Annotated in this window: 14 protein-coding genes and 1 pseudogene; 6 read left to right on the forward strand and 9 right to left on the reverse strand. The window is 67.3% G+C overall.

The features are described 5' to 3' along the window. Positions 1-8: 8 nt before the first annotated feature. The 3 genes from P7D22_RS02820 (at position 9) to P7D22_RS02830 (ending at position 3,247) form a co-directional block, all read left to right on the forward strand. Positions 9-1,298, forward strand: coding sequence for an ABC transporter substrate-binding protein (locus tag P7D22_RS02820; RefSeq protein ID WP_319932690.1), 1,290 nt, complete (start codon positions 9-11; stop codon positions 1,296-1,298). Positions 1,299-1,401: 103 nt separating this feature from the next. Then, positions 1,402-2,355: an ABC transporter permease gene (locus P7D22_RS02825; RefSeq protein ID WP_319932691.1), complete on the forward strand. Its 954-nt coding sequence runs from the start codon at positions 1,402-1,404 to the stop codon at positions 2,353-2,355. Between the two features lies 1 nt (position 2,356). Continuing rightward, entirely contained in the window at positions 2,357-3,247 is an 891-nt protein-coding gene (locus P7D22_RS02830) for an ABC transporter permease (protein WP_319932692.1), read from the forward strand. Between the two features lie 360 nt (positions 3,248-3,607). Here P7D22_RS02830 and P7D22_RS02835 read toward each other — a convergent pair whose 3' ends face one another. Beyond that, on the reverse strand, positions 3,608-6,256 hold the full coding sequence (locus P7D22_RS02835) for an MMPL family transporter (RefSeq protein ID WP_319932693.1): 2,649 nt from the start codon (positions 6,254-6,256) through the stop codon (positions 3,608-3,610). A gap of 183 nt (positions 6,257-6,439) precedes the next feature. On the opposite strand from P7D22_RS02835, the gene rimM reads away from it, so the two are divergent. Together rimM and trmD are read left to right on the forward strand one after the other, a co-directional pair. Continuing rightward, positions 6,440-6,985, forward strand: coding sequence for a ribosome maturation factor RimM (rimM, locus tag P7D22_RS02840; RefSeq protein ID WP_319932694.1), 546 nt, complete (start codon positions 6,440-6,442; stop codon positions 6,983-6,985). A gap of 4 nt (positions 6,986-6,989) precedes the next feature. Beyond that, positions 6,990-7,661, forward strand: a pseudogene (gene trmD, locus P7D22_RS02845) (tRNA (guanosine(37)-N1)-methyltransferase TrmD); the annotation flags it as partial. Positions 7,662-8,000: 339 nt separating this feature from the next. Here the strand turns inward: trmD and cysK are convergent. The 7 genes from cysK to ubiE all read right to left on the reverse strand — a co-directional run bounded on the left by cysK (position 8,001) and on the right by ubiE (position 15,488). Next, entirely contained in the window at positions 8,001-9,002 is a 1,002-nt protein-coding gene (gene cysK, locus P7D22_RS02850; RefSeq protein ID WP_319932695.1) for a cysteine synthase A, read from the reverse strand. Positions 9,003-9,072: 70 nt separating this feature from the next. Continuing rightward, positions 9,073-9,510 (reverse strand): RrF2 family transcriptional regulator, encoded by a 438-nt coding sequence (locus tag P7D22_RS02855; protein WP_319932696.1) that lies wholly within the window; start codon positions 9,508-9,510, stop codon positions 9,073-9,075. 3 nt (positions 9,511-9,513) lie between these two features. After that, positions 9,514-9,993 (reverse strand): dUTP diphosphatase, encoded by a 480-nt coding sequence (gene dut, locus P7D22_RS02860; protein WP_319932697.1) that lies wholly within the window; start codon positions 9,991-9,993, stop codon positions 9,514-9,516. Beyond that, positions 9,990-11,264, reverse strand: a complete 1,275-nt coding sequence (gene coaBC, locus P7D22_RS02865; protein WP_319932698.1) for a bifunctional phosphopantothenoylcysteine decarboxylase/phosphopantothenate--cysteine ligase CoaBC — start codon at positions 11,262-11,264, stop codon at positions 9,990-9,992. The genes dut and coaBC overlap by 4 nt, the downstream gene beginning before the upstream one ends. A 205-nt stretch (positions 11,265-11,469) precedes the next feature. Then, positions 11,470-12,972, reverse strand: a complete 1,503-nt coding sequence (locus P7D22_RS02870; RefSeq protein ID WP_319932699.1) for a diguanylate cyclase — start codon at positions 12,970-12,972, stop codon at positions 11,470-11,472. A 171-nt stretch (positions 12,973-13,143) separates the two neighbouring features. After that, entirely contained in the window at positions 13,144-14,712 is a 1,569-nt protein-coding gene (gene ubiB / locus P7D22_RS02875; protein WP_319932700.1) for a 2-polyprenylphenol 6-hydroxylase, read from the reverse strand. Further along, entirely contained in the window at positions 14,712-15,488 is a 777-nt protein-coding gene (gene ubiE, locus P7D22_RS02880; protein WP_319932701.1) for a bifunctional demethylmenaquinone methyltransferase/2-methoxy-6-polyprenyl-1,4-benzoquinol methylase UbiE, read from the reverse strand. Before ubiE ends, ubiB begins: the two co-directional genes overlap by 1 nt. Before the next feature lie 91 nt (positions 15,489-15,579). On the opposite strand from ubiE, the gene mutM reads away from it, so the two are divergent. Next, positions 15,580-16,461, forward strand: a complete 882-nt coding sequence (mutM, locus tag P7D22_RS02885; protein ID WP_319932702.1) for a bifunctional DNA-formamidopyrimidine glycosylase/DNA-(apurinic or apyrimidinic site) lyase — start codon at positions 15,580-15,582, stop codon at positions 16,459-16,461. Positions 16,462-16,521: 60 nt separating this feature from the next. Here mutM and P7D22_RS02890 read toward each other — a convergent pair whose 3' ends face one another. Continuing rightward, positions 16,522-16,704 carry a DUF1328 domain-containing protein gene (locus tag P7D22_RS02890; protein ID WP_319932703.1) on the reverse strand — a complete coding sequence of 61 codons (183 nt, stop codon included), beginning with the start codon at positions 16,702-16,704 and terminating at the stop codon, positions 16,522-16,524. Positions 16,705-16,768 lie beyond the last annotated feature (64 nt).

The following is a 16,768-nucleotide window of genomic DNA, read 5'->3' on the forward strand; positions in this document are numbered from 1 at the left end:
AGACAACCATGACCATGCTTGACGACACCCAGGGCCTTTCGCGCCGATCGCTGCTGAAGAGCGCGGGCGCCGCCGCCGGCGCGCTTGCCGGCGCTGGCGCCATCACGGGCTTTCCGGCCGTGCACAGCCAGGAGAACAAGACGCTCCGCTATCTCGGCACGGCCGTGAACCAGTCGGCCGAAATCGCCAAGAAACTGAAGGAAGACACCGGCATCACGCTCGAATATGTGGCCGTCACCACCGACGACGTGACCAAGCGGGTCATCACGCAGCCGAACTCCTATGACATCGTCGATACGGAATATTTCTCGCTGAAGAAGCTGGTGCCGTCGGGCAACCTGCTGGCGATGGACACCAAGAAGATCAAGTATTTCGATCAGATCACGCCGGTTCTGACCAAGGGCGAGCTGCCCAACGGTAAGAAGATCGGCGACCAGGGCACCGCGCCCAAGAAGGTGATGTTCCTGGAAGGGCAGCACTCGACCAAGTTCGCCAACGAACCCACCCAATGGGCCACCTTGATCCCGACCACCTACAATGCCGACACGCTCGGCATCCGGCCCGATCTCATCAAGCGCCCCATCACGTCCTGGGCCGAGCTGCTGAACCCCGAGTTCAAGGGCAAGGCGGCGCTGCTCAACATCCCGTCCATCGGCATCATGGATTGCGCCATGGTGGTGGAGGCGACCGGCCAGCACAAATATGCCGACAAGGGCAATATGACGAAGGCTGAGATCGACCTCACCATGAAGATCATGACGGAGGCCAAGAAGTCCGGCCAGTTCCGCGCCTTCTGGAAGGACTTCAACGAATCGGTGAACCTGATGTCGTCGGGCGAGACCGTGATCCAGTCGATGTGGTCGCCCGCCGTCACGGCCGTGCGCTCGAAGGGTATCGCCTGCACGTTCCAGCCGCTGAAGGAAGGCTATCGCTCCTGGGCCACGGGCTTCGCTCTGTCGAAGGGCGTCACCGGGGCCAAGCAGGACACGGCCTATGAATTCGTGAACTGGTTCCTGTCCGGCTGGGCCGGCGCCTACCTGTTCCGCCAGGGCTATTATTCGGGCGTGTTGTCCACCGCCAAGGCCAATATGGACGCCTACGAGTGGGCCTATTGGATGGAAGGCAAGCCTGCCGAGAAGGACATCCACGCCCCCGACGGCACTCTGCTCGAGAAGGCTGGCGCCACCCGGGACGGCGGCTCCTATGACGACCGCATGGGCGCGGTCGCGTGCTGGAACGCCATCATGGACGAGAACGACTACATGGTCCGCAAGTGGAACGAGTTCATCGCGGCCTGACGGCTTCGACACCTTCTCCCGCGTGAGCGGGGGAAGGTGACCCGCATCCGCCCTGCCAGGCACCTTGCTCCGATCGCGCGGGTGAAGGAGACCAGGACCTCCCATGACAACCACCGACACGCTTCCGAAAGCCGCGCGGGCACTGGCCAAGGAGCCCGCGCTCGGCCGTGCCGACGCCTCGCCGCTCGGCCGCGTGCTGCCGGGATGGGTGCAGGCGGCGCCCTTCGGGCTGGTGTTCCTGGCCTTCTTCGTGATCCCGCTGGTGCTGGTCGTCGTGGTCAGCTTCTTCGACTACAACGACTACGAGACGATCCCCACCTTCACGACCCGCTCCTATGTCGAGAATTTCGAGGGGTGCTTCGATCAATTGCCTGGCGTCTGCACCATCCTGAAGACCTATGGGTCGACGCTGAAGTTCTGCTTCCTGGTCTGGGCGCTGACGCTCGTGATCGGCTTTACCATCGCCTATTTCCTGGCCTTCCACGTGCGCTCGCTGACGGTGCAGATGACGCTGGCGCTGGTCTGCACGATCCCGTTCTGGACCTCGAACGTCATCCGCATGATCTCCTGGATCCCGCTGCTCGGGCGCAACGGCCTGATCAATCAGGCCCTCGTCGGCTCCCACGTGGTCGACCAGCCGGTCGAATGGCTGCTGTATTCGCAATTCTCAGTGGTGCTCGCCTTTGTGCACCTGTTCACCTTCTTCATGGTGATTCCGATCTTCAATTCGATGGCCCGCATCGACAAACGGCTGATCGAGGCCGCCTATGATGCCGGCGCCAGCGGATGGCAGACCTTGTGGAACGTGGTGGTGCCCTTGTCGAAACCCGGCATCGTCATCGGTTCGATCTTCGTCGTCACCATCGTGATGGGCGACTTCATCACGGTCGGCGTCATGGGCGGTCAGCAGGTGGCGTCCGCCGGCAAGGTGATCCAGACCCGCCTCGACGCTCTGCAGTTTCCGCCAGCGGCCGCCAATGCGGTGATCCTGCTGGCCGTGACGCTCGGCATTATCGCGCTGCTGACCCGGGTGGTCGACATACGCAAGGAGCTTTGAGATGCGCGAAGGCCGCTCGCTGGGCTTCTACCTGTTGGCAGCCTTCTTCGTCGCCTACGTGCTGTTCCTGTACGGCCCGATGATCGTCATCTTCGTGCTGTCGTTCCAAGGTCCGTCAGGCGGCCTCACCTTCCCGATGAACGGGGTGTCGCTGCACTGGTTCGCCAAGCTCTGGGAGGGCGGCGGTATCGTCGACATCGGGGCGGCATTCCGCCGCTCGATGGCGCTCGGCTTGACCGTGATGGTCATCACCGTTGTACTGTCGGTGCTGGCGGGTCTCGGCTTCCGCAAGCGGTTCCGCGGGCAGGGGCTGTTGTTCTACACCGCCATCGCCAGCCTGATCGTTCCCTCGATCATCACCTCGCTCGGCATCGCGCTGATGTTCCGCGAACTCGACGACGCCCTCAAGGCCTATGGGCCTGCTTGGCTGAGCGACGGCTACACCACCGCGATGGGCCTTTTCACCTCGGGCCTCGGGGCGCACCTTACCTGGACGCTGCCGTTCGGCCTCCTCATCATGTTCGCCATCTTCAACCGCTTCGATTCGCGGCTCGAGGAAGCGGCGCGCGATCTCGGCGCGACGCCGTGGCAGACCTTCCGGCATGTCGTGGCGCCCATCATCCTGCCCTCGCTGATCGGCGTCGCCTTGTTCGGCTTCACGCTGTCATGGGATGAGATCGCCCGCTCAAGCCAGGCGATCGGCTCCTACAACACCCTGCCGATGGAACTGCAGGCCCTCACCACCACGGTGACGACACCGCAGATCTATGCGCTCGGCACCGCCACCACGGCCGTGTCGTTCGGGGTGATCTCGGTGGCGCTGCTAGCCATCATGTTCTCCCGCGCCCGCCAGGCCCGCAGGGGCTCGGATGCCGGGAAGGGGATGGTTTGAGGGGAGCCTAGCGCTATTGGGATCAGCGGGTCGGCGGAGACCGTGGCTGCTCGCCCCCGAACGCCGCGCCACCCAGCCCTCATTCCAGACGAAGCGTAACGGAGATCCGGAACCGGGGAGCCTTCCTGGGTGCCGGCCGTGGCTCCCGGTTCCGGGTTCGCCTTCGGCGCCCCGGAATGAGGGGCGGAGGACTCGGTGAGAGTATAGGCAGCACCAGTCTGTCACCGACCGCCGCACCACCCAGCCCCATCCCTCATTCCGGACGAAGCGTAGCGAAGATCCGGAACCGGGGAGCCTCCCGAGCCACCCAGCCATAGCTCCCCAGCCACACGTCCGCGCGAGCGCGAACGCCAGCCCGCCTTAAGCCACGGCCTTCTGGATAGCGCGCTCGGCTTCGGCTTCCTCGAACTCTTCCTGCTTCTTGGCGCCGGCCCGCGGCGGCCCCATCAGGGCCGGCTGCAGGAACACTGCGGCGATCAGCGTGCAGGCGAGCGACAAGGCCAATAGCTTGCCCATGCTGGACGTGCCGGGATGGCTCGACGACCACAGGCTGCCGAACGCCACCGCGGTTGCCATTGCGGAAAAGAACACGGCGCGGGTGAGGCTCGATTGCAGCAGGTGGGTCTGCCCGTCGCGCCACGCCATGACGAAATAGATCTTGAACGCGACGCCCAGTCCGAGCAGCAGCGGCAGCGCGATGATGTTGGCGAAGTTGATCGGCAAGCCGATCAACACCGTGATCTCCATGGCGATGATGCCTGCGAAAAGCAGCGGCACCAGGGTAACCAGCACGTCGCTGATGCGTCGCAGCGCGATGTAGAGGATCACCGCGATGGCGCCGAGCGCCCACAGGCCGGCCTGGATGAAGGCGCCGATCACCGTCTTGCCGGACTGCTGGATCAGCACGGGTTCGCCGGTGGCGTCCGGCGCGATCTTCAGCACGGCGTCGCTGAACTGCTGCAGGGCCGCGTTGCTGCCGCTGAGGTCCTTCGGGGTCACCTCAATGCGTGCCTGGCCATCCGGGCTCAACCATTCGCGCTTCAACGTGGGCGGGATGGTGTCGAGCGACACGGGCTCGGCCGCAAGCGACCCCTGGATCTGCTGCAACAGCAGCCGCATGGGCGGGATCATCGTGTCGGCCACACGGGTGAGGACGTCAGCCTGGGCGCCGGAGAGCTTCGTCATCGTGTCGCCGAGGTGGGCGGCCGTGTCGGCGCCGGCTCCGGTGCCCTTGGCGGCGGCCTGCTTCAGCATGGCGGCGGCGCTCGTCAACGCATCGCGCAGGTCCTGTTCGTTGGGAGCGGTCTTCAGCTTGGCCGGCGCCAGCTCGGGGCCGAGGCTCTCGGACACGTCCTTCAGGGCCGCCAGCTTCGGCTCCTGGTCGGGCGGCACGAAGCTCGACAAGGTCTGCACCATGTCGACTTCCGGCAGCTTGGCGAGGTCCGCCGCCAATGTGTTGGCGGCATCGAGCGACGGCGTCAGCACCTCGATCTTGTTTGTGGTGGTCAGCGGGTCCTTGCGCAGCGCATCGAGCGTCGCATTAGCTTCCGAGTTCGGCGGATTGAGGTGGTTCGGGTTGAAGTCGAAGCTGAGCTGGCGCAGCAGCGGCAGGCCGGCGATCATGATGGCCAGCATGGTGCCGACCACCCACCAGCGGCGGGTTTCCAGGAAGTGATCGACCGGGGCCAGGAACGTGTAGCCGACCTCCTTGCCCTCGGCCGGCGGGTTGAGCAGCACCATCAAGGCCGGCAGCACGGTAATGCTGGTCAGGAACGCGATGATCATGCCGTTGCCGGCGATGATGCCGAGTTCCGACACGCCGCGATAATCGGTCGGCAGGAAGGAATAAAACCCTACCGCGGTGGCGGCAGCGGCGAGCGACAGGCCCCGACCGGCCCGCACGCCCGCGCCCACGATGGCCGGCACGAGCGTCGCCTTCTTGAAGCGTTCCTCGCGATAGCGCACCGACAGCTGGATGCCGAAATCGACACCGATGCCGATGAACAACACCGCGAAAGCGATCGAGATCAGGTTGAGCGCCCCGACGCACCAGAAGCCGATGCCGGCGGTCAGCAGCAGCCCCACCAAGGTGCTGGCGAAGACCGCGACGATCAGGCGGCCCGATTTCAAGGCAAACCACAGCAGCAGCACCACGGCCACGACCACGAAGATGCTGTTCAGCGCGAAGCCTTCGCGCACCGAGCTGAACGCTTCATCGTTGAGGGGGATCTCGCCCGTCAGCCGCACCGTTACGCCGGTCGACGGATCGAGCTTCAGCGCGCCGATGGTCTTGCGGATGATGTCGGTCGCCTCGCCACCCGGCTCGATGTCGTCGAAGTTCAGCTTGGGCTTCGCCAGCACGAAGCGACGCAGGCCCCGCGCATAATCCTTCGGGTCGAGGAACAGCGACTGCCAGGAGAAGGGCGACGACTTGCCGACGAGCGCTTCGTCCATCGGAGTGGCGAATTTGTTCAGCAGCGGCTGGGCCTGCTCGAGCGAAAGCTTGTCCCGCACCACGCCGGTGGCGATCAACTGCACCGCCGACGCGATGCCGCGCAGCGTCGGATCATAGGCCAGGGTGCTGAGCAACGGATTGGCTTGGTCGAGCCGGTCCGCCGCAGCCTTCACCTCATCGAGGTTCTTGAACAACAGGCCCTCGCGGCCGAAAAACGGCTCGGCGGAGGGCAGTTCGACGAAGTCGAAGTTGCTCTTCAACGGTGACAGCTTGTCCACCAGGCCCTGGGCGGCCTCTTGGGCCCGCTCCGGCGTCACGCCGTCCACCACGACGAGGATCAGCTCGTTGTTCTGGGGGAACGCCTTGTTGTAGGCGGCCTCGTGCTGGCGCCACGGCAGGTGCTTCGAGATGAGTTGGCTCGAATCGGTGTCGATGGCGAAATGCGTGACCGAGTAGTATGTCGCAATCGCGGATGCTATGACGGCGAGCAGCACCACGAGCTTAGCGTGGCGGCAGCTGGCAGCTACGATTCGGGCAACGATCGTGGTCAGCATGCGGTCGCAACGAGCTCCGTGTGGACGAGCCCCGGACGGAGCGCGCTTACCGCTACGCGGAACGCTGGCGGTTTTCAAGGCATGGCCGCAGTGCGGCATCCCTCACTGTGCCGCGCAATCGTTGATCGCGGATGAACGGCCGCTTAAGGAACCTCGGGGCAAGGGGCCCTGCGGCCGAGGGCGATGAACGATAGCGAGTGGATCCTGATCGGCGTGATCGGCGCCGCCCATGGCGTGCGCGGCGAACTGCGGCTGAAAAGCTACACGCGCGATCCGATGGGCGTGACCGCCTATGCGGCGCTTTGGGCCGGCGAGCCGCCGCGGCGGCGCCTGATCGTGAAAGCCTCCCGTTTGTTGAAGGACGACATGCTGGTGGTGCGGTTCGAGGCCATCGATGGCCGCGAGGCCGCCCAGGCGCTCACCAACCTGAAACTCTACGTGGCCCGGGCCGACCTGCCGCCGCCGGAAGACGACGAGTTCTACCATGCCGACCTGATCGGGCTCGCGGCCGTTGGCCCTGACGGCGCATCACTCGGCTTCGTGGCCGCAATGGACAATTTCGGCGCCGGCGACCTGCTCGAAATCGTGCCGCCACGCGGCGAAAGCTTCTACGTGCCGTTCACGCGCGCCTTCGTGCCCGAGGTGGACCTCGGCGGCCGACACCTGGTGCTGGCCGCCGAGGCGCTGCCGTCCACCGAGCCGGAGCCGGACGAAACGGACGGAGACTAGCCCCATGTGGCGCGCCACCGTCCTGACGCTGTTCCCGGCGATGTTTCCTGGGTCGCTCGGCCAATCGTTGGCCGGCGACGCGCTCGCACGCGGCCTGTGGTCGCTCGAAGCGCGCGACATCCGGGAGCATGGACTTGGCCGCCATCGTCAGGTCGATGACCGGCCGGCGGGCGGCGGCGCCGGCATGGTGCTGCGGGTCGACGTGCTGGCCGAGGCGCTCGATGCCGCGACGCCCGAGGGCGACGCGCGGCCCCGCCTCGTCATGAGCCCGCGCGGCATGCCGCTGTCGCAGGCTCTGGTGCGGCGATGGGCGGCGGGGCCCGGCGTCACCATCGTTTGCGGCCGTTTCGAGGGGTTCGACGAGCGCCTGTTCGCCGCCCGGGGTCTCACGGAAGTGTCGGTCGGCGATTACGTCTTGTCGGGTGGCGAGCCGGGCGCGCTGGTGTTGCTCGACGCCTGCGTGCGGCTGCTGCCGGGCGTGATGGGGGCGGCCGAGTCGGAACACGAGGAAAGCTTCGAGAACGGCCTCCTCGAATATCCGCACTACACCCGTCCGCGCGATTTCGAGGGACGCTCGATCCCCGAGGTGCTGTTAAGCGGCGATCACCGGAAGATCGCGGCATGGCGGCTGCGCCAGTCGCAGGAGCTGACGCGCCAGCGCCGGCCCGATCTGTTGGTTTCCCCGATTAAAGAGGTTTCCCCGATGGCTACCCGTGATGTCCCGCCCTTCGCGGCCCCGTTCACCTGCACCGAATGGGGCGACCGCACCTTGACGGTGCGCCGCCAGCCCGAAGACCATTGGTGGCGCTTCGGCGTGGCCGAAAAGAACGGCCGCCTGCAGCTCGTGCATGAGGCGCATGGCGCCGGGCCGGGCGGCGCGGCGGCCACCGAGCCCATGGCGCTCGATGCCTATGATTTTGCGACGCTCGAGGCGCGCGATCGCGGCTGGGTGGACTGACGGTCCCAAAATCGTCGGGGCGCGGGGTGATACCACCCGCCCCGAGACGCCAGAGCCTTACAGCCCGTCGAACAGCGCCGTCGACAGATAGCGTTCCGCGAAGGATGGGATGATGACCACGATGCGCTTGCCCTCCATCTCGGGCCGGCTGCCGATCTCGACCGCCGCCGCCAGGGCCGCGCCGGAGGAAATGCCGACCGGGATGCCCTCGATGCGGGCGCAAAGCCGCGCATAGTCGAAGGAGGTCTGGTTGCTGACCGTCACGGCCTCGTCGATGATGCTGCGGTCGAGCACGCCCGGCACGAAGCCGGCGCCGATGCCCTGGATCTTGTGCGGTCCGGGCTGGCCACCCGACAACACCGGCGAGTCTTCAGGCTCCACCGCCACGATGCGGATCGAGGGATTGCGCTGCTTCAGCACGTGTCCGACGCCCGTGATGGTGCCGCCGGTGCCGACGCCCGCCACAAAGGCGTCGATGCGCCCCTGCGTGTCGGTCCAGATCTCCTCGGCCGTAGTGGCGCGGTGAATGGCCGGGTTGTCGGGATTCTCGAACTGCTGCGGGATGATGGCATCCGGGTTCTCGGACAGGATCTCGTTGGCCTTTGCGATGGCGCCCTTCATGCCCTGGGCGGCCGGGGTCAGCACCAGTTCGGCACCAAGCAGCGCCAGCATCTTGCGCCGTTCCACCGACATCGATTCGGGCATCACCAGTTTCAGCTTGTAGCCGCGCGCCGCCGCCACGAAGGCGAGCGCGATGCCGGTGTTGCCGGAAGTGGGCTCGACCAGGATGGTGCGGCCCGGCTCGATGCGGCCGGCACGCTCGAGCCCGTCGATCATGGCGACGCCGATCCGGTCCTTGACGCTGCTGATCGGGTTGAAGAACTCGAGCTTGGCCAGGATCTCGGCTTTGACGTTCTTCTCGGTGGCGAGCCGGTGCAGCCGCACCAGGGGCGTGTCGCCGACCGTGGCGGTGATCGACTCGTAGATGCGACCGCGGCCCGGGGGACGCGTGGCGGCGTCGGCGGCATCCCGCACGGGCCGGTCTGGCGCGAATGACATGGGGTGGATCTCCGTGAAGCGCAGGAAGCGGCCTAGCGTCGCCGTCGCCTCGAACTATAGGGTGCCACCGTCAGATTTGGAACTCGGCCGCCGTGGCGCCGGCGCGGGTCGCACGCAGGGTTTCGGCCGCTTTCGTCAGCTCTTCGATCGAAATCGTGTCGAGGCGGGCCAGATAGTCGGCATCGGCCCGTGCCAGGGCCGGTGCCACCACGGCGGCGATCAGGCTTGAGGGGATCGATCCTGTCTCCGAGGCTTCCAGGCCCACCAGCCGCACGATCTCGCCGAGGTGAATGCGGCGTCGCTCGCGGGCGAGCTCATAGCCGCCGCGTGGACCGCGCGTTCCCTTCAGGATGCCGTGCCGCACGAGACCCTGCAGCAACGATTCGAGGTGGCGGGGCGTGCGGCCTTGACGTTGCGCCAGCGTCTTGGCGGCGACCGGCGTGCCGCGCGCCAGAAGCGCGACATCCACCACCACGGCGATGGCCAGCAGGGCGCGATGCGGCAGCATGGCTCAGGGCGTGCCGGCGATCTCGTGGTCGATCGCGTGCCCGGTGGAGCCGAAGCCGCCGCCTCCCCGCTCCGTCGCCTCGAGGCTCGGCACCTCCACCCAGCCGCCCTGCTCGTAGTGAGCCAGCACCAGCTGGGCGATGCGGGTGCCGCGGGTAATGACGAAGGGGGCTCGCCCATGATTGACGAGCAGCACCTTGATCTCGCCGCGATAATCGCTGTCGATCGTGCCCGGGGCGTTCAACACCGTCACACCATGATGCAAGGCCAGCCCCGAGCGCGGCCGCACCTGGGCTTCCCAGCCGGGCGGCAGGGCGAGGCACAGGCCGGTCGGCACGCTGTCGAAGGCGCCGGGCTCGATCACCAGGGTGCTGGAGGCCGGCAGGGCGGCCACGAGATCGAGGCCTGCCGCGCCGGGGCTCTGGTAGGCCGGCAGCGGCAGCCCTTCGGCATGCGGAAGGCGCAGCACGGGGATCGGGGTCACGGCGCTTCCTTATCGAGGCGGTCGGCGCAAAGGCGGATCAGCCGCTCCGCCACTGCGGTCTTGCTCATGCGAGGCCATGCGTCCTGGCCGTCACGGGTCAGGATCGTCACGGCATTGTGGTCGCCGCCCATCACCCCGGCATCGCCGCCGACATTATTGGCCACGATCACGTCGCAGCCCTTGCGGGCGAGCTTCTCCGTCGCGTGGTCGAGCAGCCGATCGGTTTCGGCCGCAAAGCCGACCACCAGCGTCGGCCGGTCGCCTGCTCGTCGCCCGACGGTCGCCAGGATGTCGGGATTCTCGACGAGCGCCAGAGCCGGGGCATCGTCCCCCGTGCGCTTCTTGATCTTGCCCGTAGCCACTGTGGCGGGGCGCCAGTCGGCGACGGCCGCGGTCGCGACGAAAAGGTCGCAGGGCAGCGCCTGATCGACCGCGGCCAGCATCTCCCGCGCGGTCTCGACCTTGACGACCCGTACGCCGGCCGGGTCCGGGATCGCCACCGGGCCGGACACAAGGGTCACGGCGGCGCCCGCGCGAGCGGCCGCGGCCGCGATGGAATGGCCTTGGCGACCGGACGACCGGTTGGCGATAAAACGGATGGGATCAATGGGCTCGTACGTCGGACCCGAGGTGACCACCACGCGGCGGCCACGCAAGGGCGCATCGCCGCCGGGCTGGAGGGCCGCGACCCACGGGGGTAGCGGCAGCGTCGTGCCTTCCGCCAGCGCCGCCTCGACCGCCGCCACGATGGCGAGCGGCTCGGCCATGCGGCCCGGACCGAATTCGCCGCAGGCCATCGAACCGTCGTCTGGGCCGACCGTGCGGACGCCGTCCTGGTGCAGGGTCGCGAGGTTGCGCTGCGTGGCCGGATGCAGCCACATGCGCAGGTTCATGGCAGGCGCCAGCAGGATGCGCTTGTCGGTAGCCAGCAGCAGGGTGGACGGGAGGTCGTCGGCGAGCCCCTGGGCCAGCTTCGCCATCAGGTTGGCGGTCGCGGGCGCCACCACGACAAGGTCCGCGGCGCGCGACAGTTCGATGTGACCCATGGCGGCTTCCGCCGTCAGGGAAAACAAGTCCTGGTGTACCTCGGCGCCGGCGAGGCTCGCCACCGAGAGCGGCGTCACGAAGGCCTTGGCGCCCTCGGTCATTACCGGCCGGATGCGGGCGCCGCGCTCGCGCAGGCGGCGGATCAGGTCGAGCGCCTTATAGGCCGCGATACCGCCGCCGATTACCAGGAGGATCGATCTGCCCGCGAGGCTTTGTCCGACCATGCTGCACCCTGGCGAGGCTGTCGGCGCCGGATGCGGCAGCCACGGAATGGCCGACCGTCATAGCGCCTCGGCCCGCCGCGTCAATCATGCCGCCCATTCATGGATCGCGTCGGTGCGCGTTCCGCTCGGCGAAGGCGCCGCAGCCTGCAATGCGAGCCGCCGCGACAATTCCCTTCGATGCCTTTGGGCCAGGGAGCGTCCGGCGTCAGGCCGCCTGGGCGACCGAGGCCCGATGGCGTCCCTCGATATCTTCCATGGCCAGGGCTGCGAGACGGGACAGCAGCATGCGCTTCGGCTCGTCGAAGGCATCGCGCGACTGGCGGTCGACGACCCACAAGCCCCCGAGATGCTGAAGATCGTCGTCGCTCAGCAAGGGGGCAACCGCCAGGAAGCCAAGCCCTTGCTCGGCCGCAAAGGACCCAAATTGGGCGTCGGTGGCCGGCGCGCGCACCACCACCGGACGGCGGGCGCCCACCAGGGTTTCGCAAAGCGCCTGCGGTGGCGCGTTCGGCCCATCCCCCATGCCGTGATGGCCCACCACCACGACGCCATCGTGGTCGAGAACCGTGATGAAGGCGCCCGGAAGGCCCAACAGCATCGTGGCCATGCGGGCGATCCGGTTGAGGCTCGGGGTTTCCCGCAGCGCCCCAAGGCTCCGCAGGGCGTCGAGACGCCCGAGCCGGGCATCCGCGGCGGCGCTCCATTCGGCTTCCCGCTCGGCTTCTTCTTGCAGGGCCGGCGCCACGACGCGATTGCGACCGAGGCGCTTGGCATCGTAAAGCGCCCGATCGGCCGCAGCGATCAGCGTACCGCCGATGTCTTTGAAGGTGTCGGGCGTCGGCTGAACGGTGGCACAGCCCACGCTCACCGTCACGATGCCGCCGGCGTCCGGGTTGCGGACATGCGGCCTGCTCAGCGCCAGCACGGCGGCATGCGCCTCGGCCGCCATCGTGGCGGCGGCGCGCTCGTCGAGGCCGGGCAGCAGCAGGGCGAATTCCTCACCGCCGAAGCGGGCCACCACATCGCTCGTCCGCGCCGCCGTGGCCTGCAAGGTGCCGGCAATCAACTTCAGGCACGTGTCGCCGGCCTGATGGCCGTAATGGTCGTTGAAAGCCTTGAACCGGTCGACGTCGATCAACAGCAGCGACACGGGCGTGTTGTTGCGCGAGGCGCGACGACATTCCCCTTCGAGCGCCTGGTCGAACCGTCTGCGATTGGCGAGGTCTGTCAGGCCGTCGCTGCCGGCCAGTCGATTCAGCTCGAGGTTCGCGACCCGCAGCGCGAGTTCGGCGGTTTTCCGGGTGGAGATGTCGCGCAGCGACGCGATGATGGTGCCGTCGGTCGGCGCGGCGCGAATCCGCATCTCGACCCACAGGGGTTCGCCGGTCGGCCGCGTGGTGCGGAACAGCGTTTCGGCACCGGGCCGTCCTGCCCGCACACGCGCCACGGCTTCTCCGGCCGCAACCTGTTCCTCGCCGACGAGGTCGTCCAGCGTCTGCCCGATGTAGGTTTCGGCCTCTTCGCCAAGCAGCCGCACCATCGACGCCGACGCGAAGGTGCACGACAGCGCCGCATCGAACACCAGGATGCCGTCAGGGCCGTGTTCGAGCCAGCCCGGGCGGGCATCGTTGCGGTGCGAGGCGGCGGCGGCGGCCCGCCGCCGGTAGCGAGCCCCGAACATGGCTGCGGTCGCCAGGGCGCCGGACATGAAGGCCGCGACATCCGACAAAAAGAGACTTTGTAGGGAAATCCCAAAATCCATCGTTAAGTCTCTCAAAACATTGAGACCCTAACGTGCGGCGTCTTGTCCAAAGGTTAAGTCGGTCGTCGAAACTCTGGGTCATCCCCGCTTTTTACGAACCCTCCACCATGCCTGACGCTACAGCACCACCTTGAACATCAGCACGAAGGCGATGATCCAGAGCGCCAGCGTCAGCCAGCGGATGCGCCGCATCTGGGCCTGGGCCAAGCCCTCGACGGTCTCGCCCGACAGCCCGATGCCGTGTTCGGCCGCATCCTCGAGCCGGCCGAGGATGCGTTCGCCCCGCAGCATCAGGTCCGGCAAGGCCAGGCTGGCGCTCCACAACGACGCCAGGCCAGAGCCGAGATCCTGCAGCTTGCCGGCGGGGCCGAGGTTCTCCTCGATCCAGGTGCGCACCACGGGTTCCGAGGTGGCCCACAGGTTCAGCTTGGGGTCGAGCGAGCGGGCGACGCCCTCGACCACCACCATGGTCTTTTGCAGCATCACCAGTTCGGTGCGGGTCCGCATGTCGAACAGGGCGGTGATCTCGAACAGCAGCGTCAGCAGGTTGGCCATCGAGATCTGGTCGGCCGTGCGCGAATGGATCGGCTCGCCGATGGCGCGGATCGCCTGGGCGAAGTCGGCCACCCGGTGCTTGCGCGGCACATAGCCGGCCTCGATGTGCACCTCGGCCACCCGGGCATAGTCGCGCGTGATGAAGCCGTAGAGGATCTCGGCCAGGAAGCGGCGCTCCTTGGCGCCGAGCCGCCCCATGATGCCGAAATCGACCGCGACGAGCCGCCCGTCGTGGTCGACGAACAGATTGCCCTGGTGCATGTCGGCATGAAAGAAGCCGTCCCGCACCGCATGGCGCAGGAAGCTCTGGATGACGATGCGGCCGATGTCGGCCAGATCGACGCCGCGCGCCTCGAGGGCGGGAATGTTCGACAACGACGTGCCCTGCACCCAGTCGAGGGTCAGCACGTCCTTGGCCGTCAGCGTCCAGTCGATGGACGGCACCCGGAAATCCGGATCCTCGGCTGCGTTGTCGGCGAATTCGGACGCAGCGGCGGCCTCGATGCGAAAGTCCATCTCCATGGTGACGGACCGCGCCAGCGTGTCGACCACCTCGGTCGGCTTCAACCGACGCGCGTCGGCGAGCCAGCGCTCGGCCACGCGGGCCGCGAAGGCCATGTCGGACAGGTCGCGCCGGAACCGCCGGGCGACGCCGGGACGGGCCACCTTGACCGCGACCTCGCGGCCATCGCCCGCCACCCGGGCGCGATGCACCTGGGCGATGGAGGCGGCCGCGACGGGTTGCGAGAATTCCGAGAACAAAGCTGTGATCGGCTTGCCGAAGGCGGCCTCGACGGTTGCGACCGCAACCTCCTGCGGGAAGGGTGCGACCCGGTCGCGCAGCGACTCGAGTTCCTTCACGGCGGCGGCGCCGACCACGTCGGGCCGGGTGGCCAGGAACTGGCCGAGCTTGATGTAGGACGGTCCGAGCCGGGTGATGGCGGCCGGCAGGCGCGCCACGCCGCCCCGCACGTTGGGCCTTGCGATCATGCGGGCCACGGCCAGCGGCAGCCGGGCCTCCACCGGCACGGCGCGGGGATCGACGCCCGAGAAGACACCTTCCCGCGCCAGCACCCAGCCGGCACGGATCAGCCGACCCACATGGCCGAGGTTGACCGGGCTGAGAAGCATCAAAGCTTCCAGGCCGAATGGATCGCCACGATGCCGCCCGACAGGCGCGTGAAGGACACGTTGCGGAACCCGGCATCGCCGATGAGGTCGGCGAAGTAATCGGCGGTCGGGAACTTGCGGATCGATTCGACCAGGTAGCGATAGGGCTCGCCGTCACCCGTGACCATGCGGCCGATATGCGGGATCACCTTAAACGAGAAGGCGTCATACACCTTGTCGAGGCCCGGCACGTCGACGTCGGAGAATTCGAGACAAAGAAAATGGCCGCCGCGCTTCAGCACCCGATGGGCTTCCGCCAGCGCGCGGTCGATGCGCGGCACGTTTCGGATGCCGAAGGCGATGGTGTAGCAATCGTAGCTGTTATCCTCGAGCGGCAGCGCCTCGGCATTGCCTTCGACGAAGTCGAGAGGCCCCTGGATGCCGCGCTGTTTGCCGACCCGGTCCTGGCCTACCGCCAGCATGTCGGGGTTGATGTCCAGCACGGTGACGGCAGTCTGAGGCCCGCCGGCCCGCGCCACACGGAACGCCACGTCGCCGGTGCCGCCCGCCACGTCGAGGTGACGGAATGCCCGCGTGCGCGACGGTTTGACTTTCGAAACCAGCACGTCCTTCCAGGCCCGGTGCAGGCCGCCCGACATCAGGTCGTTCATCACGTCGTAGCGACTTGCCACCTTGTGAAAAACGTCGTCGACCAAGCCCTGCTTTTCGCCGAGCGCCACGTCGGTGTAGCCGAAATGCGTGGTATTCTGGCCGTTTCTCATGCGTTCGGGGGGCATCGATCCATCCTGCTGTCGCGGCCGGACCATAGAGGATCGACACCGCTAATCAAACGGTGCGGGGAGGCCCCGCAATGGTTATCTCGGTCGCATGCCTGAACTCCCCGAAGTTGAAACCGTCGTCCGCGGCCTTGCTCCGACCCTCACGGGCGCGACCCTTCAGGCCGTGGAGCAGAACCGTGCCGGCCTGCGCTTCCCGTTCCCGGAGGATTTCGCCGCACGGTTGACCGGCCGCATCATCGGGGGCGTTCGGCGCCGGGCCAAATACATCCTGGCCGATCTCGACGACGGAGTCGTGCTGGCCATGCACCTCGGCATGACGGGCTCGTTCCGGATCGAGCGGGCCGAACTCGAGGCCACGCCGGGCGGCTACTACCACGAGCGCAGCCGCGACACGCGGCACGACCATGTGGTGCTGCACCTGGGTGACGGAGCGCGCGTTACCTACAACGATCCGCGGCGGTTCGGCTTCATGACGCTCGTGGCATCTGAGGCGCTGGCCGATCACCCCTTGTTCCGGCATATCGGGGTCGAGCCGCTCGGCCCCGATTTCGACGCCGTCGTGCTGGCGACACTGCTGCATCGCAAGGCTGCGCCTTTAAAGGCGGCGTTGCTCGACCAGACGCTGATCGCAGGCTTGGGCAACATCTACGTCTGCGAGGCGCTGCACCGCTCCGGCCTGTCGCCCCGCCGTGCCGCTGGAACCCTGGTGCGGGCTGACGGCCGACCGACGCCGCGCGCCGTGACGCTCGCAGCCGCCATCCGGGCGGTGCTGGAAGACGCCATTCTGGCGGGCGGATCGACATTGAGGGATTACCGGCGCCCCGATCAAACGCTGGGCACCTTCCAGCACGGCTTTCGCGCCTATGATCGGGAAGGTGCGGCCTGCTGCACCCCGGGGTGCGCCGGCACCATCGCCCGTATCGTACAAAGCGGCCGGTCGACATTCTTCTGCGCGGCCTGTCAGCGCTGAACACCAACGAAAAAGCCGCCCGAAGGCGGCTTCATTTCGTGTGGGTCGACGATGGCAGGATCAAGCGCCGCGGCGCATAAGCCCAAAGATGAGGGAGATCACGAGCAGCACGATCGCCACGTAGAACACGAGATGGGCCGCGCTCATCGCCGTGCCGGCCAACCCGCCGAAGCCAAGCACGCCGGCCACAAGGGCGATCACCAGAAAGATCAGGGCCCAGTGAAGAAGATTGCCGAAGTTCATCGCCGTGTTCCCGATGCGTCCGCGACGAAGCCGCGGCCCCTGAGCCTTTCGGGATGCGACGCCT

Origin of the sequence: Lichenihabitans sp. Uapishka_5 (assembly GCF_033947565.1) — a bacterium.
Lineage (GTDB): Bacteria > Pseudomonadota > Alphaproteobacteria > Rhizobiales > Beijerinckiaceae > Lichenihabitans.